Source organism: Streptomyces sp. MB09-02B (assembly GCF_033794485.1).
Taxonomy (GTDB): domain Bacteria; phylum Actinomycetota; class Actinomycetes; order Streptomycetales; family Streptomycetaceae; genus Streptomyces.
In genome coordinates this window covers 16,281-40,895 of record NZ_JARGEE010000025.1, presented here as the reverse complement: position 1 = coordinate 40,895, position 24,615 = coordinate 16,281, and the positions used below count along the sequence as shown (strand labels likewise).

Sequence of the window (24,615 nt, the reverse complement as noted above, 5' to 3'; positions counted from 1 at the left end):
TTTTTTGTTTTCGGTCGCCCCCCAGTTTTATTTATGGTTTTTCGTCGCAAGCTCAAGCGTTTAATAAGAGACATGCCTTCCGCGGCGTAGGATCCTGCACCGCCCCGCTGAGGAACCCGGCCCGCGAGCCGAACTTCTCGGTGTCGACGCCGTTGTCCTTCAGCACCTTGATCGCGGCGTTGTGCACCACGCGCAGCACCGGGGTGGCGGCGCGCAGCGCGTCGTCGGCCATGAAGCGGTGCCGCCACGGCTGGTCGGCCCAGGCGTGCCGAAGGCCGAACGGCTCGGGCAGGCCCATGGAACCGCCGAGCCAGTTGAGCAGCGGCGGGTACCAGGTCAGGGGGGCGCGCGCGGCGAGCCGTACGACCTCGTCGGCGTCGATGAGGGGGAGCTTGACCTTGCGTGTCTCCCAGAAGCGCAGCGACTTCTGGACTTCCTTCTCCTTCGCCGCGGGGCCGGTCGTGAAGAGGCCGTGCACCGGCCCCAGGGCGTGGCCGGTCACCTCGATGCGCAACGTCTGGTGCAGCACGGTGACCGTGACCAGCATCGTGATGACCAACTGGCCGTCCCAGAGGGTCCATTGGACCCCCAGGTAATGGCGGTTGCCGCTGCCGAAGTGCTGCTTGTTGCAGATCTCCTGTATGGCGTGCGTCTTGTACTGGTAGGCGTCCACGTCGGTGCTGTCGGGCCGGGCCACCGCGCCGGCGCCCTCGCCGATGGGGCTCACGATCCAGTGCTTGATGGAAGGGGCCGTGAAACCACCGGTGTTGAGGGGGGTGCGCTCCAGCATGCGCAGCTGGTCGTGGATGGCGCGTATGACGTCCCAGCTACGGAACGGGTGGATCTCCTTGCCCGCTTCGGCCGGTACGAGGTCCTCGGCGAGCTGCCAGCTGCCCCAGCGGGTGCCCATACCGAGGATGCCCTTGGGGCCGGCGTAGAAGACGAGGTTGGAGCGCTGCTCGGCGCTGAGCCGGGCCAGTTCCTTGCGCAGCTGCTCGGCCTTGGTCTCGCCGGGGCTGCCGGGCACGGCCTCGGGGATCTTGGCGCCGACACCACCGCCCGCCAGCAGGCCGGACCAGCGCTCGCGCAGGTCCTTCGCGGCGCTCTCGCAGACCTGCTTGGCCCAGAACCAGCCGACCACCGGCAGCACCACGCAGGCACGCGCGTACCAGGCCCAGAAGCCGTCGAAGGGCATCTTGAGCAGGAAGATCACGGCGAGGGCGCCCACCGCGACCAGCAGGGTGGTGCCGAGGGCGCCCGCCCGCTTGTCGTCACGCTTGGCGACCGTCGTACGGATCTGGAAGACCAGCAGCCACAGGAGGAGCCCGGGCAGGAAGAGCAGGCCGCACAGGACCATGATCGCCGAGAGTCGGTTGTCGCGCTCCCGCCGGATGTTGTTCGCCGCGAGGCAGTGTTCGACGACGACCTGCGGCTCCATGCCGAAGGACTGGATGAGCGGTTTGCGGCCCGCGCCGACCATCCGGTCCCGCACCGCCAGGGAGAAGGCCTCACCGAGGTTCGGCCGGAAGATGGTCGCCCACTTGCGGCCCGGTTTGACCGTGGACTTGTGCCAGTCGTTGTTGGCCTTGAGGATCTCCGCGATCTCGTTGTCCCGGTACGCCGCGGACGCCAGGGCGTACGTCGCCGCGGTCTGGCCCGCGGTGCCCGTCAGTGGCACCTGCGCCCCGGGAGTGAAATCGAATTCGTCCGCCACCGCCGCCGCCCCCATCGCCGCACACTCGCTCCTGCGGCTCTTCCCGACTTCCGTGCTCCGCACACCTGTTGATCAGGTCATAGCCTGATCTGAGCCTGATCGAGCCATACTTGTCGATCAGGTGATCAGCGTATCCGCAGCCTCGGACATCGCGCGGCGCGGGGAACGGACATTCACGGAACCCACCGGTGGACGGCCGGGGCCGTCCACCGTGCGGTCACCGGTGTTCTTCCGCACCTTCCGTCCCTTTGATCCGATTGATCCGAACCCGTCGGTCAGTTCTCCTTCGCCTGCCCCCTGAGCTTCTCGGCGACGTGGGAGGGCATCGGCTCGTGTCGTGTGTACCGGCGGCCGAAGCGCGCGGTGCCGTGGGAGAGCGAGCGCAGATCGACGGCGTACCGGTCGATCTCGATCTCCGGGACCTCGGCCCGGACGAGGGTGCGTCCGCCGCCCGCCTGCTCGGTGCCCACGACCCGGCCGCGCCGCCCGGACAGATCGCTCATCACCGGGCCCACGTACGAGTCGCCGACCAGGACCGAGACTTCCGCGACCGGCTCCAGCAGGTGGATCTTCGCGTCGGCGGCGGCCTCACGCAGCGCCAGCGCGCCCGCCGTCTGGAACGCGGCGTCCGAGGAGTCCACCGAGTGCGCCTTGCCGTCGCGCAGCGTGATCCGTACGTCGATGAGCGGATAGCCGGCCGCGACGCCCTTCGCGGCCTGCGCCCGTACCCCCTTCTCGACGGACGGGATGAACTGCCGGGGCACCGCGCCACCGACGACCTTGTCGACGAACTCGATGCCGGAGCCGCCGGGCAGGGGCTCCACCTCGATCTCGCAGATCGCGTACTGCCCGTGCCCGCCGGACTGCTTGACGTGCCGGCCCCGGCCCGCCGAACTGTCGGCGAACGTCTCCCGCAAGGAGACCCGGTGCGGTATCACGTCGACCTGGACGCCGTAGCGGCTGCGCAGCCGTTCCAGGGCCACGTCGGCGTGCGCCTCGCCCAGGCACCAGAGGACCACCTGGTGCGTGTCCTGGTTCTGTTCGAGCCGCATCGTCGGGTCCTCGGCGACCAGCCGGGCGAGCCCCTGGGAGAGCTTGTCCTCGTCGGCCTTGCTGTGCGCCTGGATGGCGAGCGGCAGCAACGGGTCGGGCATCTCCCACGGCTCCATGAGCAGCGGGTCGTCCTTGGCCGAAAGCGTGTCCCCGGTCTCCGCGCGGTTCAGTTTCGCCACGCAGGCCAGGTCACCCGCGATGCAGTGGGTGAGTGACCGCTGCTGCTTGCCGAACGGGGCGGACAGGGCGCCGATCCGCTCGTCGACGTCGTGGTCCTCGTGCCCGCGGTCGGCCAGCCCGTGCCCGGAGACGTGCACCGTCGCGTCGGGGCGCAGCGTCCCGGAGAAGACCCGTACCAGGGAGATCCGGCCCACGTAGGGGTCGCTGGCGGTCTTCACGACCTCGGCGACCAGGGGCCCGTCCGGGTCGCAGACCGACGTGATCTCGCGGGGGCTGCCCTCGGGGGTGGTGACCGTGGGTGTCTCGCGCTCCAGGGGAGTGGGGAAACCGCCGGTGACCAGTTCGAGGAGTTCGACCGTGCCGATGCCCTGCTTGGCGCCTTCGGCGGCGGGCGCGGCGGCCAGCACCGGGTGGAAGACGCCGCGCGCGACGGCCCGCTCCAGGTCGTCGACGAGCGTCTTGACGTCGATGGCCTCGCCGCCGAGGTAGCGGTCCATGAGGGTCTCGTCCTCGCTCTCGGCGATGATCCCCTCGATGAGCCGGTTGCGGGCCTCCTCGATCGCCGGCAGCTGTTCCGGGCCCGGCTCGGACTCCTTGCGCTCGCCGGAGGAGTAGTCGAACAGCTTCCTGGTCAGCAGCCCGGTCAGGCCGGTCACGGGCGCGTGTCCGTCGGGACCCTGGGGACCGTGCAGCGGCAGATAGAGCGGCAGGACGGCGTCGGGGTCGTCCCCGCCGAACGTCTCCGCGCAGATCCGGGTCATCTCATCGAAGTCCGACCGCGCGGCCTCCAGGTGCGTGATCACTATTGCCCGCGGCATGCCGACCGCCGCGCACTCCTCCCACACCATGCGCGTCGAGCCGTCGACGCCGTCCGAGGCCGAGACGACGAAAAGGGCCGCGTCCGCTGCTCGCAGACCGGCCCTGAGCTCCCCGACGAAGTCGGCGTATCCGGGGGTGTCCAACAGATTGATCTTGTACCCGCCCCATTCGACGGGGACGAGGGAGAGCTGCACCGAGCGTTGCTGCCGGTGTTCGATCTCGTCGTAGTCGGAGACGGTGCCGCCGTCCTCCACGCGGCCCGCCCGGTTCACCGCTCCCGCTGTCAGCGCGAGAGCCTCCACCAATGTCGTCTTGCCCGAACCGGAGTGGCCGACCAGCACCACATTCCGTACGGACGCGGGGTGGTCGGCCGCCGTAGCCCTGCCGGCGGCTCCGGGATGTGCGTTCGCCTTGTCGCCCATGATTCTGCCTCCCGTGCACGGTGAGGTCACTGTGGGCGCGGACATACCGATCCGCGTGGGGGGCGGCTCCGGTGACGCCCGCGGTGTCTTCGAGCTTTGCACTCGCGTCACGGTGCGTCCATACGAAGGACGTGATCGCTCCTCGCGGCCCCGCTCACCCCGGGGGACACGGCGGGCTGGTGCCCGACGGTCGCACACGCGCGCGCGTGGCTACGATGGGCCAGCCGGATGGCCAGCAGGGGCCACGCGGCGACACCGACCCTCGGGAAGGCCATGCTGAACAAGTACGCGCGTGCATTCTTCACGCGTGTCCTCACACCGTTCGCCGCGTTTCTGATCCGCAGGGGCGTCAGCCCCGACACGGTCACCCTCATCGGCACCGCCGGAGTGATCGCGGGCGCGTTGGTCTTCTACCCCCGGGGCGAGTTCTTCTGGGGCACGATCGTCATCACGCTGTTCGTGTTCTCGGACCTCGTCGACGGCAACATGGCCCGCCAGATGGGCCGCTCCAGCCGGTGGGGAGCCTTCCTCGACTCCACGCTCGACCGGGTCGCCGACGGCGCGATCTTCGGCGGCTTCGCCCTCTGGTACGCGGGCAAGGGCGACGACCTCGCCCTGTGCGCCGTCTCGATCTTCTGCCTGGCGAGCGGCCAGGTGGTGTCGTACACCAAGGCGCGCGGCGAGTCGATCGGTCTGCCGGTGGCGGTCAACGGGCTGGTGGAGCGCGCCGAGCGCCTGGTGATCTCGCTGGTCGCGGCCGGACTCTCCGGCCTGCACGCGTTCGGGGTGCCCGGGATCGACGTCCTGCTGCCCGTCGCCCTGTGGATCGTCGCCGTCGGCAGCCTCGTCACGCTGATCCAGCGCGTGGTCACCGTCCGCCGCGAATCCGCCGAGGCCGAAGCGGCGGCCGCAGCGGAGGCCTCCGCCGCGAGCACCCAGGAGACCCCGGACACCAACCGCAACAGCGAGGCGACCCCGTGAGCGCTCTGCGGGAACGGTTGACCGACGGGCTGTACGGCCTGGGCTGGGGCACCGTGAAGAAGCTCCCCGAGCCCGTCGCCGTACGCCTCGGCCGGACGATCGCCGACGCCACCTGGAAGCGGCGCGGCCCCCTCGTGCGCCGGCTGGAGGCCAACTACGCGCGCGTGGTCCCGGGCGCGGGTCCGGAGCGCCTCGCCGAGCTGTCCCGCGCGGGCATGCGGTCGTACCTGCGCTACTGGATGGAGTCCTTTCGCCTCCCCGCCTGGAGCGAGGAGCGCATCAGGACCGGCTTCGCGCCGCAGGACCTCCACCACCTCACCGACGGTCTCGCGGCCGGCCGCGGTGTCGTACTGGCGCTCCCGCACCTGGCCAACTGGGACCTCGCCGGGGCCTGGGTCACCACCGAGCTGAAGACCCCGTTCACCACGGTCGCCGAACGTCTCAAGCCCGAGACGCTCTACGACCGCTTCGTCGCCTACCGCGAGGGTCTCGGCATGGAGGTCCTGCCGCACAGCGGCGGCTCCGCCTTCGGCACCCTCGCCCGGCGGCTGCGCGACGGCGGCCTGGTCTGTCTGGTCGCCGACCGCGACCTGTCCGCGTCCGGCGTCGAGGTCGACTTCTTCGACGAGCCCACCAGGATGCCCGCCGGACCGGCCCTGCTCGCCCAGCAGACCGGCGCGCTGCTGCTGCCGGTGACGCTCTGGTTCGACGACTCGCCCGTCATGCGCGGACGCGTGCACCCCCCGATCGAGGTACCCGGGACAGGTACCCGCGCGGAGAAGACGTCTGTCATGACACAGGCGCTGGCGGATGCCTTCGCCACCGGCATCACCGACCACCCGGAGGACTGGCACATGCTCCAGCGCTTGTGGCTCGCGGACCTCGACCCCGCGAGGAGTCCCGGCGGACCCACCACACCCGCACCGAGATCGGCCGCGGACCCGGCGACGGATGTCGCGCAGGGTTCGCGGGCGGACGCCGTGCGTGACCGGCAGACGGATGCAGCACGTGATCCGCAGACGGATGTCGCACGCGGTCCGCTGCCGGATGCCGAGACGGACTCCGAGAAGGGACGCCCGTGAAGATCGGGATCGTCTGCCCGTACTCCTGGGACGTGCCCGGGGGAGTCCAGTTCCACATCCGCGACCTGGCCGACCACCTCATCCGCCTCGGGCACGAGGTGTCAGTGCTCGCCCCCGCCGACGACGACACACCGCTGCCGCCCTACGTCGTCTCGGCGGGCCGCGCGGTCCCGGTGCCCTACAACGGCTCGGTGGCCCGCCTGAACTTCGGATTCCTCTCGGCGGCCCGGGTACGGCGCTGGCTGCACGACGGCACGTTCGACGTGATCCACATCCACGAGCCGGCCTCCCCGTCGCTCGGCCTGTTGGCCTGCTGGGCGGCGCAGGGGCCGATCGTCGCCACCTTCCACACCTCCAACCCGCGCTCCCGGGCCATGATCGCGGCCTACCCGATCCTCCAGCCCGCGCTGGAGAAGATCAGCGCGCGGATCGCGGTGAGCGAGTACGCCCGCCGCACCCTCGTCGAACACCTGGGCGGCGACGCGGTCGTCATCCCGAACGGCGTCGACGTCGACTTCTTCGCCCGCGCCAAGCCCAACCCGGACTGGCAGGGCGACACCCTCGGCTTCGTCGGCCGCATCGACGAGCCCCGCAAGGGGCTGCCGGTGCTGATGAAGGCCCTGCCGAGGATCTTCGCCGAGCGCCCGCATACCCGGCTGCTGGTCGCCGGGCGCGGGGACGAGGAGGAAGCGGTCGAGAGCCTGCCCGAGGAACTGCGCTCCCGCGTCGAGTTCCTCGGCATGGTCAGCGACGAGGACAAGGCCCGCTTCCTGCGCAGCGTCGACGTCTACGTCGCCCCCAACACCGGCGGCGAGAGCTTCGGCATCATCCTCGTCGAGGCCATGTCCGCCGGCGCCCCCGTCCTCGCCTCCGACCTCGACGCCTTCGCCCAGGTCCTCGACCAGGGCACCGCGGGCGAGCTCTTCGCGAACGAGGACGCCGACGCCCTCGCGACAGCCGCCGTACGCCTCCTGGGCGACCCGGTCCGCCGCAGCGAACTCAGCGAACGGGGCAGCGCCCACGTCCGCCGGTTCGACTGGTCCACCGTCGGCGCCGACATCCTCGGTGTCTACGAGACCGTCACGGAGGGTGCGGCGTCGGTGGCGGCGGACGAACGGGTGGGACTGCGGGCGCGGTTGGGGCTGGCCCGGGAATGACTCCGGCGGGTGCGGGGGCCGTTCGCGTGGTCCCCGCCGCCCTTGTGGAGCGCTGAGCTCGGGCGTGGCGGTGGTGGGCACCGGTAGTAGCCTTGCGGCCCGTGACTTCGACACTCATCTGGATCGCGGTCGTCCTGTTCGCGATCGGCCTCTATCTGAGCTGGACCGCGGGACGCCTCGACCGGCTGCACGCGCGCATCGACGCCGCCCGGGCCGCGCTCGACGCGCAGTTGCTGCGCCGCGCGTCGGTCGCGCAGGAACTGGCCACCTCGGGAGTGCTGGACCCGGCCGCGTCCATCGTCCTCTACGAGGCGGCGCACGCGGCCCGGCAGGCCGAGGAGGAGCAGCGCGAGGTCGCCGAGAGCGAGCTGAGCCAGGCGCTGCGGGCCGTGTTCGCGGACGCGCAGCAGGTGGAGGTGGTGCGCGAGGCGCCGGGTGGTGAGGACGCGGCGAACGAGCTGGCCCAGGCGGTCCGCCGGGTCCCGATGGCGCGGCGCTTCCACAATGACGCGGTGCGGGCGGCGAGGGCTTTGCGCCGGCACCGCAAGGTTCGCTGGTTCCGGCTGGCCGGGCACGCGCCGTTCCCGATGGCCTTCGAGATGGACGACGAGCCGCCGGTTTCCTTGGCTTCGGCCGCCTGATGGCTCGGGGGTGCGGGTTCGTGGGCGACCGCGGGCCCGGTGGGGGTTGCTCGCGCAGTTCCCTGCGCCCCTAATAGACCAGGCCCCTGCGGGCCTGAAAAAGCAGGGGCGTAGCCCCGGTTTTTCAGGGGCGCGGGGAACTGCGCGACCAGCCCCCACCCACCCGCACCCGACTACGCCCCCCGACAAAACGATCCACCGCCTCCCCATTGGCCCTTGCAGTGGCCTGCCCCCCTCGCGTTTCCTCGGGGATTGCAGAAGCCCCCTTCCCCCGAGCGAGGTCAAACCCGTGTCCAGCACGCTCTCCCACTCCGCCGCCCAGACCCCCGAGACCGGCACCGCCCGCGTGAAGCGCGGCATGGCCGAGCAGCTCAAGGGCGGTGTGATCATGGACGTCGTCACCCCGGAGCAGGCCAAGATCGCCGAGGACGCGGGCGCGGTCGCGGTCATGGCCCTGGAGCGCGTCCCCGCCGACATCCGCAAGGACGGCGGCGTGGCCCGGATGTCCGACCCCGACATGATCGAGGGCATCATCGAGGCCGTCTCCATCCCGGTCATGGCCAAGTCCCGCATCGGCCACTTCGTCGAGGCCCAGGTCCTGCAGTCGCTCGGCGTCGACTACATCGACGAGTCCGAGGTCCTCACCCCGGCCGACGAGGTCAACCACAGCGACAAGTTCGCGTTCACGACCCCCTTCGTCTGCGGTGCCACCAACCTGGGCGAGGCCCTGCGCCGCATCGCCGAGGGCGCGGCCATGATCCGCTCCAAGGGCGAGGCCGGCACCGGCAACGTCGTCGAGGCCGTCCGCCACCTGCGCCAGATCAAGAACGAGATCGCCAAGCTGCGCGGCTTCGACAACAACGAGCTGTACGCCGCCGCCAAGGAGCTGCGCGCCCCGTACGAGCTGGTCAAGGAGGTCTCCGAGCTGGGCAAGCTGCCGGTGGTCCTCTTCTCCGCCGGTGGCGTCGCCACCCCGGCCGACGCCGCGCTGATGCGCCAGCTGGGCGCCGAGGGCGTCTTCGTCGGCTCCGGCATCTTCAAGTCCGGCGACCCGGCCAAGCGCGCCGCCGCCATCGTGAAGGCCACCACCTTCTACGACGACCCGAAGATCATCGCGGACGCCTCCCGCAACCTGGGCGAGGCCATGGTCGGCATCAACTGCGACACCCTCCCCGAGGCCGAGCGCTACGCGAACCGGGGCTGGTAGGCACCCATGAGCGACACCCCCGTCATAGGCGTCCTGGCCCTCCAGGGCGACGTACGGGAGCACCTCGTCGCCCTGGCCGCGGCCGACGCCGTGGCCAGGCCGGTGCGGCGCCCCGAGGAACTCGCCGAGGTGGACGGCCTCGTCGTCCCCGGCGGCGAGTCCACCACCATCTCCAAGCTGGCCGTCCTCTTCGGCGTGATGGAGCCCCTCCGCGCGCGCGTGCGTGACGGTCTGCCCGTGTACGGCACCTGCGCAGGCCTGATCATGCTCGCCGACAAGATCCTCGACCCGCGCTCGGGCCAGGAGACCATCGGCGGCATCGACATGATCGTGCGCCGCAACGCCTTCGGACGCCAGAACGAGTCGTTCGAGGCGGCGGTCGCCGTGCGGGGCGTCGAGGGCGATCCCGTGGAGGGCGTCTTCATCCGCGCCCCCTGGGTGGAGTCCGTGGGCGCGGAGACCGAGGTGCTGGCCGAGCACGACGGCCACATCGTCGCCGTACGCCAGGGCAACGCCCTCGCCACGTCCTTCCACCCGGAACTGACCGGCGACCACCGGCTGCACGCGCTGTTCGTCGACATGGTGCGCGCGAACAAGCCGGCGGAGTCCTTGTAGGATCTCTGGGGTTCGTTGCAGAGATGGGTTACGTGAAGGAGACAGGCAGATGTCCGGCCACTCTAAATGGGCTACGACGAAGCACAAGAAGGCCGTGATCGACGCCAAGCGCGGCAAGCTCTTCGCGAAGCTCATCAAGAACATCGAGGTCGCGGCGCGGATGGGTGGCGTCGACATCGAGGGCAACCCGACTCTCTACGACGCCATCCAGAAGGCGAAGAAGCAGTCGGTCCCGAACAAGAACATCGACTCCGCGGTCAAGCGCGGTGGCGGCCTGGAGGCCGGCGGCGCCGACTACGAGACGATCATGTACGAGGGCTACGGTCCGAACGGCGTCGCGGTGCTCATCGAGTGCCTCACCGACAACCGCAACCGCGCCGCCTCCGACGTCCGCGTCGCCATGACCCGCAACGGCGGCTCGATGGCCGACCCGGGCTCCGTCTCGTACCTCTTCAACCGCAAGGGCGTCGTGATCGTCCCCAAGGGCGAGCTGTCCGAGGACGACGTCCTGGAGGTCGTCCTCGACGCGGGCGCCGAGGAGGTCAACGACCTGGGCGAGTCCTTCGAGGTGCTCAGCGAGGCCACCGACCTCGTCGCGGTCCGCTCCTCCCTCCAGGAAGCCGGCATCGACTACGACTCCGCCGAGGCCAACTTCGTCCCGACCATGCAGGTCGAGCTGGACGAGGAGGGCGCCAAGAAGATCTTCAAACTGATCGACGCCCTCGAGGACAGCGACGACGTCCAGAACGTCTTCGCCAACTTCGACGTCAGCGACGACGTGATGGCCAAGGTCGACGCGTAACGCTGCCGCGAACCGAGCGGATCCGGCGGGCCGGTGGGACACGTCCTACCGGCCCGCCGCTGTTGTCGGTGGCAGCGGATAGCCTGACGGCAATCAATGATCGCCGTCCACGGGCCGCAACCATCAATTGAGGACCCCGATGGTGCTCAGCCAGGTCCGCGAGAGCGGCGGCGGTTTAGCCGCAAGGAGGGGAGGGGGCGCGGTGCGCGTACTCGGGGTGGACCCCGGACTCACGCGGTGTGGCGTGGGCGTTGTCGAGGGAGTCGCGGGCCGACCGCTCACCATGATCGGCGTCGGTGTCGTCCGGACGCCCGCGGACGCGGAGTTGGGGCACCGCCTCGTCGCGATCGAGCAGGGCATCGAGCAGTGGCTCGACGAACACCGCCCCGAATGCGTCGCCGTGGAAAGGGTGTTCAGCCAGCACAACGTCCGGACGGTCATGGGCACCGCCCAGGCCAGCGCCGTCGCCATGCTGTGCGCCGCCCGCCGTGGCATCCCCGTCGCCCTGCACACCCCCAGCGAGGTCAAGGCCGCCGTCACCGGCAGCGGCCGCGCCGACAAGGCCCAGGTCGGCGCCATGGTCACCCGTCTCCTCCGGCTCGACGCACCACCGAAACCGGCGGACGCCGCCGACGCCCTCGCCCTCGCCATCTGCCACATCTGGCGGGCCCCCGCCCAGAACCGCCTCCAGCAGGCCGTGGCCCTGCACGCATCGAAAGGCCGTACGTCATGATCGCCTTCGTCAGCGGCCCGGTCGCCGCCCTCGCCCCGGACTCCGCCGTGGTCGAGGTCGGCGGGATCGGCATCGCGGTCCAGTGCACGCCGAACACGTTGTCCGGGCTCCGCATGGGCAAGCCGACCAAGCTCGCCACGTCGTTGGTCGTCCGCGAGGACTCACTGACGCTGTACGGCTTCGTGGACGACGACGAGCGCCAGGTCTTCGAACTGCTGCAGACCGCGAGCGGCGTCGGACCACGCCTGGCCCAGGCGATGTTGGCCGTGCACACCCCCGACGCCCTGCGCCGAGCGGTCGCCACCGCCGACGAGAAGGCCCTGATCGCCGTCCCCGGCATCGGCAAGAAGGGTGCCCAGAAGCTGCTGTTGGAGCTGAAGGACCGCCTGGGCGAGCCCGTCGGCGCCCCCGCGATCGGCGCCCCGGTCACCCAGGGCTGGCGCGATCAGTTGCACGCCGCCCTGATCGGCCTCGGGTACGCCACCCGCGAGGCCGACGAGGCCGTGTCGGCCGTGACCCCCCAGGCCGAGGCCACCGAAGGCACGCCGCAGGTGGGCCAGTTGCTGAAGGCCGCCCTCCAGACCCTCAACAGAGCCCGCTGACCGCCCTGTCGAAGCGCTCGTACCCCACCCGCACAGCCCTGCGCCCCCCTTCCCCTCATCCGACCGCGACCCGCGAGGCACACGCAATGAACTGGGACGACACGACCGACGACACCGCCCCCGACCGCCTGGTGGGCTCCGTCGCCGACCGTGAGGACCAGGCCGTCGAGGCCGCCCTGCGCCCCAAGGACCTGGACGAGTTCATCGGCCAGGAGAAGGTCCGCGAACAGCTCGACCTGGTCCTGCGGGCGGCCCGCGCGCGAGGGGCCACCGCCGACCACGTCCTGCTCTCCGGCGCCCCGGGCCTCGGCAAGACCACCCTCTCGATGATCATCGCGGCCGAGATGGGCGCCCCCATCCGCATCACCTCGGGCCCCGCCATCCAGCACGCCGGCGACCTCGCCGCGATCCTCTCCTCCCTCCAGGAGGGCGAGGTCCTCTTCCTCGACGAGATCCACCGCATGTCCCGGCCCGCCGAGGAGATGCTGTACATGGCGATGGAGGACTTCCGCGTCGACGTGATCGTCGGCAAGGGCCCCGGCGCCACCGCGATCCCCCTCGAACTGCCGCCCTTCACCCTGGTCGGCGCCACCACGCGCGCGGGACTGCTGCCGCCGCCGCTGCGCGACCGCTTCGGCTTCACCGCGCACATGGAGTTCTACGAGCCCGCCGAACTGGAGCGCGTCATCCACCGCTCGGCGAACCTGCTCGACGTCGAGATCGACACGGACGGCGCCGCCGAGATCGCGGGCCGCTCCCGCGGCACCCCCCGTATCGCCAACCGCCTGCTGCGCCGCGTACGGGACTACGCGCAGGTCAAGGCCGACGGCGTCATCACCCGCGACATCGCCTCGGCCGCCCTCGCCGTGTACGAGGTGGACGCCCGCGGCCTCGACCGCCTCGACCGGGGTGTCCTCGAAGCCCTGCTCAAGCTCTTCGGCGGCGGACCCGTCGGCCTCTCCACCCTCTCCGTCGCCGTGGGGGAGGAGCGCGAGACCGTCGAGGAGGTCGCCGAACCCTTCCTCGTCCGCGAGGGACTCCTCGCCCGCACCCCCCGCGGCCGGGTCGCGACCCCCGCCGCCTGGGCCCATCTCGGACTCACCCCGCCACGCGGCACGACCGGCGGAAACGGACAACAGGACCTGTTCGGGGCGTGACCTTCTCGTGACGGCGCGGTACTCGCCCGGCATGGAACCCCGGTGACATGCTGTGCGTTGTTCCATCACGGTGGACTCGCTTAGACTCCGCCGATGCCGCCCTTGTCGGCAGCACACATACCCCCAACCATCAGGCCGCTCGCCATCGCGGTCGTGTGAAGGAAGTTCCGACCCGTGAGTCTCGTGACCCTCCTCCCGTTCATCGTGCTCATCGGGGCCATGATCCTGATGACCCGATCGGCCAAGAAGAAGCAGCAGCAGGCCGTCGACATGCGGAACCAGATGCAGCCCGGTTCCGGCGTCCGCACGATCGGGGGCATGTACGCGACCGTCAAGGAGGTCAGCGAGGACACGGTCCTCCTCGACGCCGGGCCGGGCGTCGAGCTGCTGTTCGCCAAGAACTCCATCGGTGCCGTCCTCAGTGACGAGGAGTACAACCGCATCGTCCACGGCATCGAGCACGACCTGAAGTCCGACGTCGTCCCGGACGACGCCTCCTCCCTCACCGAGACCGACGAGCCCTCCGACGACGCTTCCGCCGCTTCCGACGACAAGCCCATCGACCTCGGCAAGAAGGACGCGCCCGACGCCGCGGCCGACGAGACCGCCGAGGCGAAGGCCGACGAGGCCAAGGCCGACGAAGCAGAGCCGAAGAAGACCGACGGCGAGTCCGACGCGAAGTAGTCACGTCCCGGGAGTGCGAGCGAGAACCGCCCGCGCCCCGGGCACGTGCCGTTTTCGCCCGGCTTCCCGACACAAGTCATGGCCGTCCCCGCGCTGACCCCGCGCACGGCGGCCCGAGAGGGAGTACGAGAAGGTGGCAGCACCGAAGAAGGGCCGGAGCGCGAGCACCCAGAGCAAGCCTGGGCGCGCGCTGGCCCTCATCCTGATCGCCCTTGTGGCGCTCACCGGGGGAATGTTCGCCTCCGGACACACCACTCCGCGTCTCGGCATCGACCTCGCCGGTGGTACGAGCATCACACTGACGGCGGTCAACGAGCCCGGCCAGCCCAACGCGATCAACAAGACCAACATGGACACCGCGGTCGAGATCATGAACCGCCGTGTCAATGGTCTTGGCGTGTCCGAGGCCGAGGTCCAGACGCAGGGCCGTGACAACATCATTGTCAATATTCCCAAGGGCACGGACTCCGAAGAGGCCCGGGAACAGGTCGGCACCACCGCGAAGCTGTACTTCCGTCCCGTCCTCGCGAGCCAGGTCGGCACCGGTGCGACGGAGAACCCCACCGCCTCGCCGAGCACCAGCCCCAGTGGCAGTGGCTCGCCGAGCCCGTCGAGCTCCGACGGCAAGAACGAGGCCACCGAGCCCGGGGCCGGTGACTCCGCCGACCCGTCGTCGAGCCCGTCGTCCTCCGCCACGTCGCAGGGCCGTGCGCTCACCGACGCACTGAAGGCCGACCCCACGCCGTCGGGCAGCGGTTCGGCGTCCGCCAAGGCCTCCGACAGCGCCGCCCCCACCGCGAACCCGAGCGCCGACAAGGCGACCCAGGAGCTCCAGGCCAAGTTCGCCGCCCTCGACTGCAACAACGCCGATCAGCGCGCCGAGGCCGGCAAGGGCAAGACCACCGACACCGTCGTGGCCTGCGGCCAGGACAACGGCAGCTGGAGCAAGTTCATCCTCGGCCCGGTCGGGGTCGACGGCACCGAGGTCGAGAAGGCCCAGGCGCTGCTCGACACGCAGAGCGGCTCCGGCTGGCAGGTCGTCATGGACTTCGACTCCAAGGGCGCCGACAAGTTCGCCGACATCACCGGCCAGCTGGCGACGCAGACCTCCCCGCAGAACGAGTTCGCGATCGTCCTCGACGACGAGGTCGTCTCCCACCCCTACGTGCAGGCGGCGGTCACCGGCGGCAAGGCCGAGATCTCCGGCAGCTTCACGCAGGAGGAGGCCCAGAACCTCGCCAACATGCTGTCGTACGGCGCGCTCCCGCTGACCTTCAAGGAGTCCAGCGTCAGCACCGTCAGCCCGGCGCTCGGCGGTGAGCAGCTGCACGCGGGCCTGATCGCCGGCGCGATCGGCCTGGCCCTGGTCATGATCTACCTGGTCGTCTACTACCGCGGCCTGTCGCTGATCGCCATCGCCTCACTGCTGGTCTCGGCCGCCCTGACCTATGTGATCATGGCGCTGCTCGGCCCGACCATCAACTTCGCGCTGAACCTCCCGGCGGTCTGCGGCGCGATCGTCGCGATCGGTATCACCGCGGACTCGTTCATCGTGTACTTCGAACGCGTCCGGGACGAGATCCGGGAGGGCCGCACGCTGCGTCCCGCCGTCGAGCGGGCCTGGCCCCGAGCCCGGCGCACCATCCTGGTCTCCGACTTCGTGTCGTTCCTCTCCGCCGCGGTGCTCTTCGTCGTGACCGTCGGCAAGGTCCAGGGCTTCGCGTTCACGCTGGGTCTGACGACCGTGCTCGACGTCGTGGTCGTCTTCTTCTTCACGAAGCCGCTGCTGACGCTGCTGGCCCGCACCAAGTTCTTCGGCAACGGTCACAGCTGGTCCGGCCTGGACCCGAAGCGACTGGGTGCCCGGCCCCCGCTGCGCCGCACCCGCCGTCCCGCCGTCCCCGCCGACCCGAAGGAGGCCTGAGATGTCGAAGCTCGGTGACCTCGGAGCCCGACTCCACCGCGGCGAGGTCGGCTACGACTTCGTCCGCAACCGCAAGATCTGGTACGGCGTGTCGATCCTGATCACCATCACGGCCATCGTCGGCCTGGCGGTGCGCGGCCTGAGCATGGGCATCGAGTTCCAGGGCGGTGCCGTCTTCACCACGGGCAAGACGAGCGTCTCGGTCAGCCAGGCGGAGACCTACGCGGAGAAGGCCTCCGGCCACGACGCGATCGTCCAGGAACTCGGCAACGACACCCTGCGCATCCAGATCTCCGGCGTGGACACGGCGAAGTCCGACGAGATCAAGCAGGAGCTCGCCAAGGACCTGAAGGTCGACGCCGACTCGATCAACGCGGACCTGGTCGGCCCCAGTTGGGGTGACCAGATCGCCAACAAGGCCTGGCAGGGCCTGGCCATCTTCCTGGTCCTCGTGGTGATCTATCTGGCGATCGCGTTCGAGTGGCGCATGGCCATCGCCGCGTTCGTCGCCCTGATCCACGACATCACCATCACGATCGGCATCTACGCCCTCGTCGGCTTCGAGGTGACACCGGGCACGGTGATCGGTCTGCTGACCATCCTCGGTTACTCGCTCTACGACACGGTCGTCGTCTTCGACAGCCTCAAGGAGCAGACGAAGGACATCACCAAGCAGAACCGCTGGACGTACGCCGAGATCGCCAACCGCTCGATCAACAGCACCCTGGTGCGGTCGATCAACACCACCGTGGTGGCGCTGCTCCCGGTCGCCGGCCTCCTCTTCATCGGTGGCGGTGTCCTCGGCGCGGGCATGCTCAACGACATCTCGCTGTCGCTGTTCGTCGGCCTCGCGGCCGGTGCGTACTCCTCGATCTTCATCGCCACGCCGCTCGTCGCCGACCTCAAGGAGCGCGAGCCGCAGCTGAAGGCCCTCAAGAAGCGCATCCTCGCCAAGCGGGCCCAGGCCGAGCACGACGCGGAGACGGGGACCGACGGCCCGTACGACGACGAGCCCGCGGACGCCACCCCCGCGGTGGTCGGCCCGCGCGCCCAGTCGGGGAGCCGGAGCCGGGGCCGGGGCGGGAAGCGGCGATGACCGACATCAAGGAGCTGCTGCTCAGCCGCATCCGTGACGTCGCGGACTACCCGGAGCCGGGCGTGATGTTCAAGGACATCACCCCGCTGCTGGCCGACCCGGCGGCGTTCACCGCCCTGACGGACGCGCTGGCCGAGCTCACCGTGCGGCACGGCGCCACGAAGATCGTCGGCCTTGAGGCCCGGGGCTTCATCCTGGGCGCCCCGGCCGCCGTCCGCGCCGGCGTCGGCTTCATCCCCGTACGCAAGGCGGGCAAGCTCCCCGGAGCCACCCTCGGCCAGGCCTACGACCTGGAGTACGGCTCCGCCGAGATCGAGGTGCACGCCGAGGACCTGACCGCGGACGACCGCGTCATGGTCATCGACGACGTCCTCGCCACCGGCGGCACCGCGGAGGCATCCCTCCAGCTGATCCGCCGCGCGGGCGCCCAGGTCGCCGGCGTCGCGGTCCTGATGGAGCTGTCGTTCCTCCCGGGACGGCAGCGCCTGGAGACGGCCCTGGCCGGGGCCCCGCTGGAGGCCCTGATCACCGTCTGAACCCAGCGGACAACCATGCGGCGGGCGCCCCGGGAATCCTTCCCCGGGGCGCCCGCCGCTTTAAGGTCACGAGGCCCGCCCCTGAAGGGGCGCGGGGAACTGCGCGAGCGACCACGTACGACCCGCACCGACCCACCAACGCCCACCCACTCCGCGCTGCCCCGGAATCCGCCGAGCGCCCCCCGTGTTGCATGGGTAGACCGCCCTCAATGTGGCCTGAAGGCGATCCTGGGGCGCGGGATCGCTACCATGGGTGCTCCGGAGCCTGACCGGGGGACCCGGATCGCGCACGAGGAGCCCTCTTGGCAGACGAGGCCCAGCACCTGACCGCCGCCAAGCCCGAGTCCGCCTCGGGCCCCGCGGCCAAGCCCGCGCAGCACGCGGCGAAGGCGAACCCCGAGAACACCGCCACGTCCGCGCAGGGCTCCGTCGAGCACGCCCAGTCCGCGCCCGCCGACAAGACCGACGGCCCGGCGCGCCCGTCTCGGTGTCCAGCGCTCCAATCCGTACAACCCGGTCCTGGAGCCGTTGCTGCGGGCCGTGCGCGGCAACGACCCGAAGATCGAGACGTCGACGCTCCGCCAGATCGAGAAGGCCTACCAGGTCGCCGAGCGCTGGCACCGGGGCCAGAAGCGCAAGAGCGGCGACCCGTACATCACGCACCCCCTCGCCGTCACCACGATCCTCGCCGAGCTGGGTATGGATCCGGCCACCTTGATGGCCGGTCTGCTGCACGACACGGTCGAGGACACCGAGTACGGCCTCGACCAGCTCCGCCGCGACTTCGGGGACTCCGTCGGCCTCCTCGTCGACGGCGTCACCAAGCTGGACAAGGTCAAGTTCGGCGAGGCCGCCCAGGCCGAGACCGTGCGCAAGATGGTCGTCGCCATGGCCAAGGACCCCCGTGTCCTGGTCATCAAGCTCGCCGACCGCCTGCACAACATGCGCACCATGCGCTACCTCAAGCGTGAGAAGCAGGAGAAGAAGGCGCGCGAGACCCTGGAGATCTACGCGCCCCTCGCCCACCGCCTGGGCATGAACACCATCAAGTGGGAGCTGGAGGACCTCGCCTTCGCGATCCTCTACCCCAAGATGTACGACGAGATCGTCCGCCTCGTCGCCGAGCGCGCCCCCAAGCGCGACGAGTACCTCGCCATAGTGACCGACGAGGTCCAGCAGGACCTGCGGGCCGCCCGCATCAAGGCGACCGTCACCGGCCGCCCCAAGCACTACTACAGCGTCTACCAGAAGATGATCGTCCGCGGCCGGGACTTCGCGGAGATCTACGACCTGGTCGGCATCCGCGTCCTGGTGGACACCGTCCGCGACTGCTACGCGGCCCTGGGCACCGTCCACGCCCGCTGGAACCCGGTTCCGGGACGGTTCAAGGACTACATCGCGATGCCCAAGTTCAACATGTACCAGTCGCTGCACACGACGGTCATCGGACCCAACGGCAAGCCCGTCGAACTCCAGATCCGTACGTTCGACATGCACCGCCGCGCCGAGTACGGCATCGCCGCGCACTGGAAGTACAAGCAGGAGGCTGTCGCCGGCGCCTCCAAGGTGCGCACCGACGCGCCCCGGACCACGGGCAAGGACGACCACCTCAACGACATGGCCTGGCTGCGGCAGCTGCTGGACTGGCAGAAGGAGACCGAGGACCCCGGAGAGTTCCTGGAGTCCCTGCGCTTCGACCTCTCCCGCAACGAGGTCTTCGTCTTCACCCCGAAGGGCGACGTCATCGCCCTGCCGGCCAGCGCGACCCCCGTCGACTTCGCGTACGCGGTCCACACCGAGGTCGGCCACCGCACCATAGGCGCCCGGGTCAACGGCCGCCTCGTCCCGCTCGAATCCACCCTCGACAACGGCGACCTGGTGGAGGTCTTCACCTCCAAGGCGGCCGGCGCGGGCCCCTCCCGCGACTGGCTCGGCTTCGTCAAGTCGCCGCGCGCCCGCAACAAGATCCGCGCCTGGTTCTCCAAGGAGCGGCGCGACGAGGCCATCGAGCAGGGCAAGGACGCCATCGTCCGCGCGATGCGCAAGCAGAACCTGCCGATCCAGCGCATCCTCACCGGCGACTCACTCGTCACCCTGGCGCACGAGATGCGCTACCCGGACATCTCCGCCCTCTACGCGGCCATAGGCGAAGGCCATGTCTCCGCGCAGAGCGTCGTGCAGAAGCTCGTCCAGGCCCTCGGCGGCGAGGAGGCCGCCACCGAGGAGATCGACGAGGCCGTACCGCCCACCAGCGGCCGGAGCCGCAAGCGGCGCGGCAGCAACGACCCCGGTGTCGTGGTCAAGGGCGTCGACGACGTGTGGGTCAAGCTCGCCCGCTGCTGTACGCCCGTCCCCGGCGACCCCATCATCGGATTCGTCACCCGGGGCAGTGGCGTATCGGTTCACCGCAGCGACTGCGTCAACGTGGAGTCGCTCTCCCGTGAACCCGAGCGCATCCTCGACGTCGAGTGGGCCCCGACCCAGTCCTCGGTCTTCCTCGTCGCCATACAGGTCGAGGCACTGGACCGCAGCCGTCTCCTCTCGGACGTCACCCGCGTCCTGTCCGACCAGCACGTCAACATCCTGTCGGCCGCCGTCCAGACCTCCCGCGACCGCGTCGCCACCTCCCGCTTCACCTTCGAGATGGGCGACCCGAAGCACCTGGGCCACGTCCTGAAGGCCGTACGCGGCGTGGAGGGCGTGTACGACGTGTACCGGGTGACATCGGCACGCAGGCCGTGACCGCGCTCGCACACATGTGAGAGGGGCTCCCGTACGAACCGTACGGGAGCCCCTCTCACATGAGATGTGCTGTCGGCGTCAGCCGCCGAACTCCTGCAGCCCCTTCAGCGCCTGGTCCAGCAGCGCCTGGCGGCCGTCGAGCTCGCGCTGGAGCTTGTCGGCCCTGGCGTTGTTGCCCTGGGCGCGGGCGGCCTCGATCTGGGGCTTCAGCTTGTCGACGGCGGCCTGCAGCTGCCCCGTGAGACCGGCCGCACGGGCACGGGCCTCCGGGTTGGTGCGGCGCCACTCCGCCTCCTCGGCCTCCTGGATGGCCCGCTCGACCGCGTGCATCCGGCCCTCGACCTTCGGACGGGCGTCCCGCGGCACGTGGCCGATGGCCTCCCACCGCTCGTTGACCGAGCGGAAGGCGGCACGGGCCGCCTTCAGATCCGTCACCGGCAGGATCTTCTCCGCCTCCCCGGCCAGCTCCTCCTTGAGCTTGAGGTTCTCCGACTGCTCCGCGTCACGCTCGGCGAACACCGAGCTACGGGCGGCGAAGAAGACGTCCTGGGCCCCGCGGAAGCGGTTCCACAGGTCGTCCTCGTGCTCGCGCTGGGCGCGGCCGGCGGCCTTCCAGTCGGCCATGAGCTCGCGGTAGCGCGCGGCCGTCGGCCCCCAGTCCGTCGAGTTCGACAGCGCCTCGGCCTCCGCGACCAGCTTCTCCTTGGCCTTGCGGGCGTCCTCGCGCTGCGCGTCGAGCTGCGCGAAGTGGGCCTTGCGACGCTTGGAGAACGCCGAGCGGGCGTGCGAGAAGCGGTGCCAGAGCTCGTCGTCGGACTTGCGGTCCAGCCGAGGCAGACCCTTCCAGGTGTCCACCAGCGCCCGCAGCCGCTCACCGGCGGCCCGCCACTGATCGGACTGGGCCAGCTCCTCCGCCTCGGTGACCAGCGCCTCCTTGGCGTGCCGGGCCTCGTCGGACTGCTTGGCCCGCTGCTGCTTGCGCTCCTCGCGGCGCGCCTCGACGGTCTCGACGAGCTTGTCCAGCCGTACCTTGAGCGCCTCCAGGTCACCGACCGCGTGGTGTGCGTCGACCTGCTCGCGAATGTGGTCGATCGCGGTCTGGGCGTCCTTCGCCGACAGGTCGGTGGTCTTGACGCGCTTCTCGAGGAGGCCGATCTCGACAACCAGGCCTTCGTACTTGCGCTCGAAATAGGCCAGCGCCTCCTCGGGGGAGCCTGCCTGCCAGGAACCGACGACCTGCTCGCCGTCGGCCGTACGCACGTACACGGTCCCCGTCTCGTCGACGCGGCCCCACGGGTCGCTGCTCACAGCGCCTCCTCCACATGATGCCTGCGAGGGGCCTCAGCACCCCCGGGCATCGTCCACAGTTTCGTCACGGCCAACATAGGCGACCGGCGGGTTGCCTGTCCGCATCCCGCGCGACCGAAATTTCACTGGTGGCGGTCAGGATTTCTTGACAGTCGCCTTGTTGATTACCACGGTCGCGTTGGGTGCCGTGTTGCCGGTCTGGGGGTCCGTGGGCTGGGCACCCGCGTCGGCGATCTTCTTCAGGACCTTCATGCCGTCCTCGGAGACCGTGCCGAACGGTGTGTAGTTGGCCGGCAACGGACTGTCCTGGAAGACCAGGAAGAACTGACTGCCGCCGCTGTTCTTGCCCTCGCCCGTCTGCGCGTTGAACTGGTTCGCCATCGCGACCGTGCCCGCCGGGTACACATCGCCCTTCAGACGCGAGTCCTTGAGGTTCTCGTCCGGGATCGTGTAGCCGGGGCCACCCATGCCGGTGCCCTGCGGATCACCGCACTGCAGGACGTAGATCCCCTCGGTGGTGAGCCGGTGGCACTTGGTGTGGTCCAAGTACCCCTTCTTCACCAGGAAGTCGAAGGAGTTGACGGTGTGCGGGGCCTTCGCCGCGTCCATCGTTATGGGGATGGAACCACAGGTCGTCTGCAGATCCATCGTGTACTTCGCGGTCTTGTCGATGGTGATCGCGGGTTCCTTCTTGAAGGTGAGGTCCTTCACCTTCCCCTCCGCCGGCTTCTCGCACGGGTCCGGCGCCTTGCTGGGCGACGGGCTCGCGCTCGCGTCCGCGCTCACGTTGTCCTTCTTGTCGTCGCCCTTGAGGACGTCGGTCGTGTAGAGCGCCACACTGCCCACCAGGATCACACCGAGCACCGAAGCGATCGCCGCGTTGCGGACTCGTGCCTTGCGCCGCGCGGACGTGCGCCGCTGCTGCTGCCGCAAGAACTTCTCCCGGGCGAGCTGACGCCGCCGCTGATCCTGGCTGACCACGGGGTTCTCTCCTCATGCGTCTCGTACGTCGACGGGTGCGTCGCGCGTCCGTTGAGTGGACTGATTGCGTGTGACCCGTACCGTATATGGGTTCGCTGAGGAAACGGCAGCGCCGGTAGGCTCTGATCCACAGCAACCCACCCTCGTACGCCACAAGAAGGACGATCGTGCTCATTGCCGGGTTCCCCGCCGGGGCCTGGGGGACCAACTGTTACCTGGTCGCCCCCGCCGCCGGTGAGGAGTGCGTGATCATCGACCCGGGCCACCAGGCCACCCAGGGTGTCGAGGAGACGCTGAAGAAGCATCGGCTCAAGCCCGTCGCCGTCGTCCTCACCCACGGCCACATCGACCACGTGGCCTCGGTCGTCCCGGTGTGCGGCGCGCACGACGTTCCGGCGTGGATCCACCCCGAGGACCGGTACATGATGAGCGACCCGGAGAAGGCGCTCGGCCGGTCCATCGGCATGCCGCTCATGGGCGAGCTGACCGTGGGGGAACCCGGTGACGTCAAGGAGTTGACCGACGGCGCCAAGCTGGAGCTGGCAGGTCTGGAGCTGGCCGTCTCGCACGCGCCCGGCCATACCAAGGGGTCGGTGACCTTCCGGATGCCCGAGAACACGGAGATCCCGTCCGTGTTCTTCTCCGGGGATCTGCTGTTCGCCGGCTCCATCGGACGCACCGACCTGCCCGGCGGTGACATGGCCGAGATGCTCGACTCGCTGGCCCGCGTGTGCCTGCCGCTCGACGACTCGACCGTGGTGCTGTCCGGCCACGGCCCCCAGACGACCATCGGCCAGGAGCGCGCCACCAACCCGTATCTGCGGCAGGTGGCGGACGCCGGCGGCCAGGGAGCGGGTCCGACGACCCCTCCCCGACGAGGAATGTGACGAGACCTTCCGTGAGCACCTTTCAGGCCCCCAAGGGCACGTACGACCTGCTGCCACCCCGTTCCGCGATGTTCCTCGCGGTCCGTGAGGCGATCGCCGTCCCGCTGCGCAACTCCGGATACGGCTATGTCGAGACGCCCGGTTTCGAGAACGTCGAGCTGTTCGCGCGGGGTGTCGGTGAATCGACCGACATCGTGACCAAGGAGATGTACGCCTTCGAGACGAAGGGCGGGGACAGGCTTGCCCTGCGTCCCGAGGGCACCGCGTCCGTGCTGCGCGCGACGCTGGAGGCGAGCCTGCACCGGCAGGGCAACCTGCCCGTCAAGCTCTGGTACTCGGGCTCGTACTACCGCTACGAGGCGCCCCAGGCGGGCCGCTACCGCCACTTCTCCCAGGTCGGCGCCGAGGCGATCGGTGCCGAGGACCCGGCCCTGGACGCCGAGTTGATCATCCTGGCGGACCAGGCGTACCGCTCGCTGGGCCTCAGGAACTTCCGCATCCTGCTCAACAGCCTCGGCGACAAGGAGTGCCGCCCCGTCTACCGCGCGGCGCTCCAGGAGTTCCTGCGCGGCCTGGACCTCGACGAGGACACGCTCCGCCGCGCGGAGATCAACCCGCTGCGCGTCCTCGACGACAAGCGCGAGTCGGTGCAGAAGCAGCTCGGTGACGCCCCGCTGCTGCGCGACTACCTCTGCGACGCCTGCAAGGCGTACCACGAGGAGGTGCGCGCCCTGATCACGGCGGCGGGCGTCGCCTTCGAGGACGACCTCAAGCTGGTGCGCGGCCTCGACTACTACACGCGTACGACCTTCGAGTTCGTCCACGACGGTCTGGGCTCGCAGTCCGCGGTCGGCGGCGGCGGTCGCTACGACGGCCTCTCCGAGATGATCGGCGGCCCCGCGCTGCCCTCGGTCGGCTGGGCCCTCGGCGTCGACCGCACGGTCCTCGCCCTGGAGGCGGAGGGCGTCGAGCTCGAACTCCCCGCCGCCACCAGCGTCTTCGCCGTCCCGCTCGGCGACGAGGCCCGCCGCCTGCTGTTCGCCAAGGTCACCGAACTGCGCAAGGTCGGCATCGCGGCCGACTTCGCCTACGGCGGCAGGGGCCTGAAGGGCGCGATGAAGAACGCCAACCGCAGCGGCGCGCGCTACACGATCGTGGCCGGCGAGCGTGACCTCGCCGAGGGCGTCGTCCAGCTCAAGGACATGGAGTCCGGAGAGCAGGTCGCCGTCGGCGTGAACGAGATCGTGGCCGAGCTCGAGGCCCGGCTGGGCTGAGTTCGAACCGTTGTCGCC

General features: G+C 70.0%; 20 protein-coding genes and 1 pseudogene. 17 read left to right on the top strand and 4 right to left on the bottom strand.

Features of this window, described 5'->3' with window-relative positions; all coding sequences use genetic code 11:
• Window positions 1-52: 52 nt before the first annotated feature.
• Together P1P70_RS06320 and P1P70_RS06315 are read right to left on the bottom strand one after the other, a co-directional pair.
• Complete coding sequence (locus P1P70_RS06320) at window positions 53-1,729, bottom strand: hypothetical protein (RefSeq protein WP_319235274.1); 1,677 nt, start codon at window positions 1,727-1,729, stop codon at window positions 53-55.
• 260 nt (window positions 1,730-1,989) lie between these two features.
• A complete protein-coding gene (locus P1P70_RS06315) occupies window positions 1,990-4,188 on the bottom strand; it encodes an elongation factor G-like protein EF-G2 (RefSeq protein ID WP_319235272.1) in 2,199 nt (732 codons plus the stop codon).
• A gap of 228 nt (window positions 4,189-4,416) precedes the next feature.
• On the opposite strand from P1P70_RS06315, the gene pgsA reads away from it, so the two are divergent.
• The 15 genes and pseudogenes from pgsA (at window position 4,417) to P1P70_RS06240 (ending at window position 20,147) form a co-directional block, all read left to right on the top strand.
• Window positions 4,417-5,169, top strand: coding sequence for a phosphatidylinositol phosphate synthase (pgsA, locus tag P1P70_RS06310; protein WP_319235271.1), 753 nt, complete (start codon window positions 4,417-4,419; stop codon window positions 5,167-5,169).
• On the top strand, window positions 5,166-6,251 hold the full coding sequence (locus tag P1P70_RS06305; protein ID WP_319235269.1) for a phosphatidylinositol mannoside acyltransferase: 1,086 nt from the start codon (window positions 5,166-5,168) through the stop codon (window positions 6,249-6,251). Before pgsA ends, P1P70_RS06305 begins: the two co-directional genes overlap by 4 nt.
• Complete coding sequence (locus P1P70_RS06300) at window positions 6,248-7,408, top strand: glycosyltransferase family 4 protein (protein ID WP_319235268.1); 1,161 nt, start codon at window positions 6,248-6,250, stop codon at window positions 7,406-7,408. The genes P1P70_RS06305 and P1P70_RS06300 overlap by 4 nt, the downstream gene beginning before the upstream one ends.
• A 101-nt stretch (window positions 7,409-7,509) precedes the next feature.
• Window positions 7,510-8,049 carry a hypothetical protein gene (locus P1P70_RS06295; RefSeq protein ID WP_319235267.1) on the top strand — a complete coding sequence of 180 codons (540 nt, stop codon included), beginning with the start codon at window positions 7,510-7,512 and terminating at the stop codon, window positions 8,047-8,049.
• A gap of 289 nt (window positions 8,050-8,338) precedes the next feature.
• Window positions 8,339-9,256: a pyridoxal 5'-phosphate synthase lyase subunit PdxS gene (gene pdxS, locus P1P70_RS06290; RefSeq protein WP_319235265.1), complete on the top strand. Its 918-nt coding sequence runs from the start codon at window positions 8,339-8,341 to the stop codon at window positions 9,254-9,256.
• 6 nt (window positions 9,257-9,262) lie between these two features.
• The gene (gene pdxT / locus P1P70_RS06285; RefSeq protein ID WP_319235264.1) at window positions 9,263-9,871 is read left to right on the top strand and encodes a pyridoxal 5'-phosphate synthase glutaminase subunit PdxT; all 609 of its coding nucleotides are present in this window, start codon (window positions 9,263-9,265) and stop codon (window positions 9,869-9,871) included.
• A 49-nt stretch (window positions 9,872-9,920) separates the two neighbouring features.
• Complete coding sequence (locus P1P70_RS06280) at window positions 9,921-10,673, top strand: YebC/PmpR family DNA-binding transcriptional regulator (RefSeq protein ID WP_319235263.1); 753 nt, start codon at window positions 9,921-9,923, stop codon at window positions 10,671-10,673.
• Between the two features lie 202 nt (window positions 10,674-10,875).
• Window positions 10,876-11,406, top strand: a complete 531-nt coding sequence (ruvC, locus tag P1P70_RS06275; RefSeq protein ID WP_319235261.1) for a crossover junction endodeoxyribonuclease RuvC — start codon at window positions 10,876-10,878, stop codon at window positions 11,404-11,406.
• Window positions 11,403-12,008, top strand: coding sequence for a Holliday junction branch migration protein RuvA (ruvA, locus tag P1P70_RS06270; RefSeq protein WP_319235260.1), 606 nt, complete (start codon window positions 11,403-11,405; stop codon window positions 12,006-12,008). Before ruvC ends, ruvA begins: the two co-directional genes overlap by 4 nt.
• Window positions 12,009-12,094: 86 nt before the next feature.
• On the top strand, window positions 12,095-13,165 hold the full coding sequence (ruvB, locus tag P1P70_RS06265; protein ID WP_319235258.1) for a Holliday junction branch migration DNA helicase RuvB: 1,071 nt from the start codon (window positions 12,095-12,097) through the stop codon (window positions 13,163-13,165).
• Between the two features lie 174 nt (window positions 13,166-13,339).
• A complete protein-coding gene (yajC, locus tag P1P70_RS06260) occupies window positions 13,340-13,849 on the top strand; it encodes a preprotein translocase subunit YajC (protein WP_319235257.1) in 510 nt (169 codons plus the stop codon).
• Between the two features lie 133 nt (window positions 13,850-13,982).
• Window positions 13,983-15,773 carry a protein translocase subunit SecD gene (secD, locus tag P1P70_RS06255; protein WP_319235255.1) on the top strand — a complete coding sequence of 597 codons (1,791 nt, stop codon included), beginning with the start codon at window positions 13,983-13,985 and terminating at the stop codon, window positions 15,771-15,773.
• Between the two features lies 1 nt (window position 15,774).
• Window positions 15,775-16,869 carry a protein translocase subunit SecF gene (secF, locus tag P1P70_RS06250; protein ID WP_319235253.1) on the top strand — a complete coding sequence of 365 codons (1,095 nt, stop codon included), beginning with the start codon at window positions 15,775-15,777 and terminating at the stop codon, window positions 16,867-16,869.
• Window positions 16,866-17,405 carry an adenine phosphoribosyltransferase gene (locus tag P1P70_RS06245; RefSeq protein WP_319235252.1) on the top strand — a complete coding sequence of 180 codons (540 nt, stop codon included), beginning with the start codon at window positions 16,866-16,868 and terminating at the stop codon, window positions 17,403-17,405. Before secF ends, P1P70_RS06245 begins: the two co-directional genes overlap by 4 nt.
• Before the next feature lie 302 nt (window positions 17,406-17,707).
• Window positions 17,708-20,147, top strand: a pseudogene (locus P1P70_RS06240) (RelA/SpoT family protein).
• A 78-nt stretch (window positions 20,148-20,225) separates the two neighbouring features.
• Here P1P70_RS06240 and P1P70_RS06235 read toward each other — a convergent pair.
• Both P1P70_RS06235 and P1P70_RS06230 read right to left on the bottom strand, forming a co-directional pair.
• Window positions 20,226-21,455: a DUF349 domain-containing protein gene (locus P1P70_RS06235; RefSeq protein WP_319235251.1), complete on the bottom strand. Its 1,230-nt coding sequence runs from the start codon at window positions 21,453-21,455 to the stop codon at window positions 20,226-20,228.
• 135 nt (window positions 21,456-21,590) lie between these two features.
• A complete protein-coding gene (locus tag P1P70_RS06230) occupies window positions 21,591-22,436 on the bottom strand; it encodes a peptidylprolyl isomerase (RefSeq protein WP_319235249.1) in 846 nt (281 codons plus the stop codon).
• Window positions 22,437-22,603: 167 nt separating this feature from the next.
• On the opposite strand from P1P70_RS06230, the gene P1P70_RS06225 reads away from it, so the two are divergent.
• On the top strand, window positions 22,604-23,323 hold the full coding sequence (locus tag P1P70_RS06225; protein ID WP_319235247.1) for an MBL fold metallo-hydrolase: 720 nt from the start codon (window positions 22,604-22,606) through the stop codon (window positions 23,321-23,323).
• 11 nt (window positions 23,324-23,334) lie between these two features.
• A complete protein-coding gene (gene hisS / locus P1P70_RS06220; RefSeq protein WP_319235245.1) occupies window positions 23,335-24,597 on the top strand; it encodes a histidine--tRNA ligase in 1,263 nt (420 codons plus the stop codon).
• Window positions 24,598-24,615: the final 18 nt, after the last annotated feature.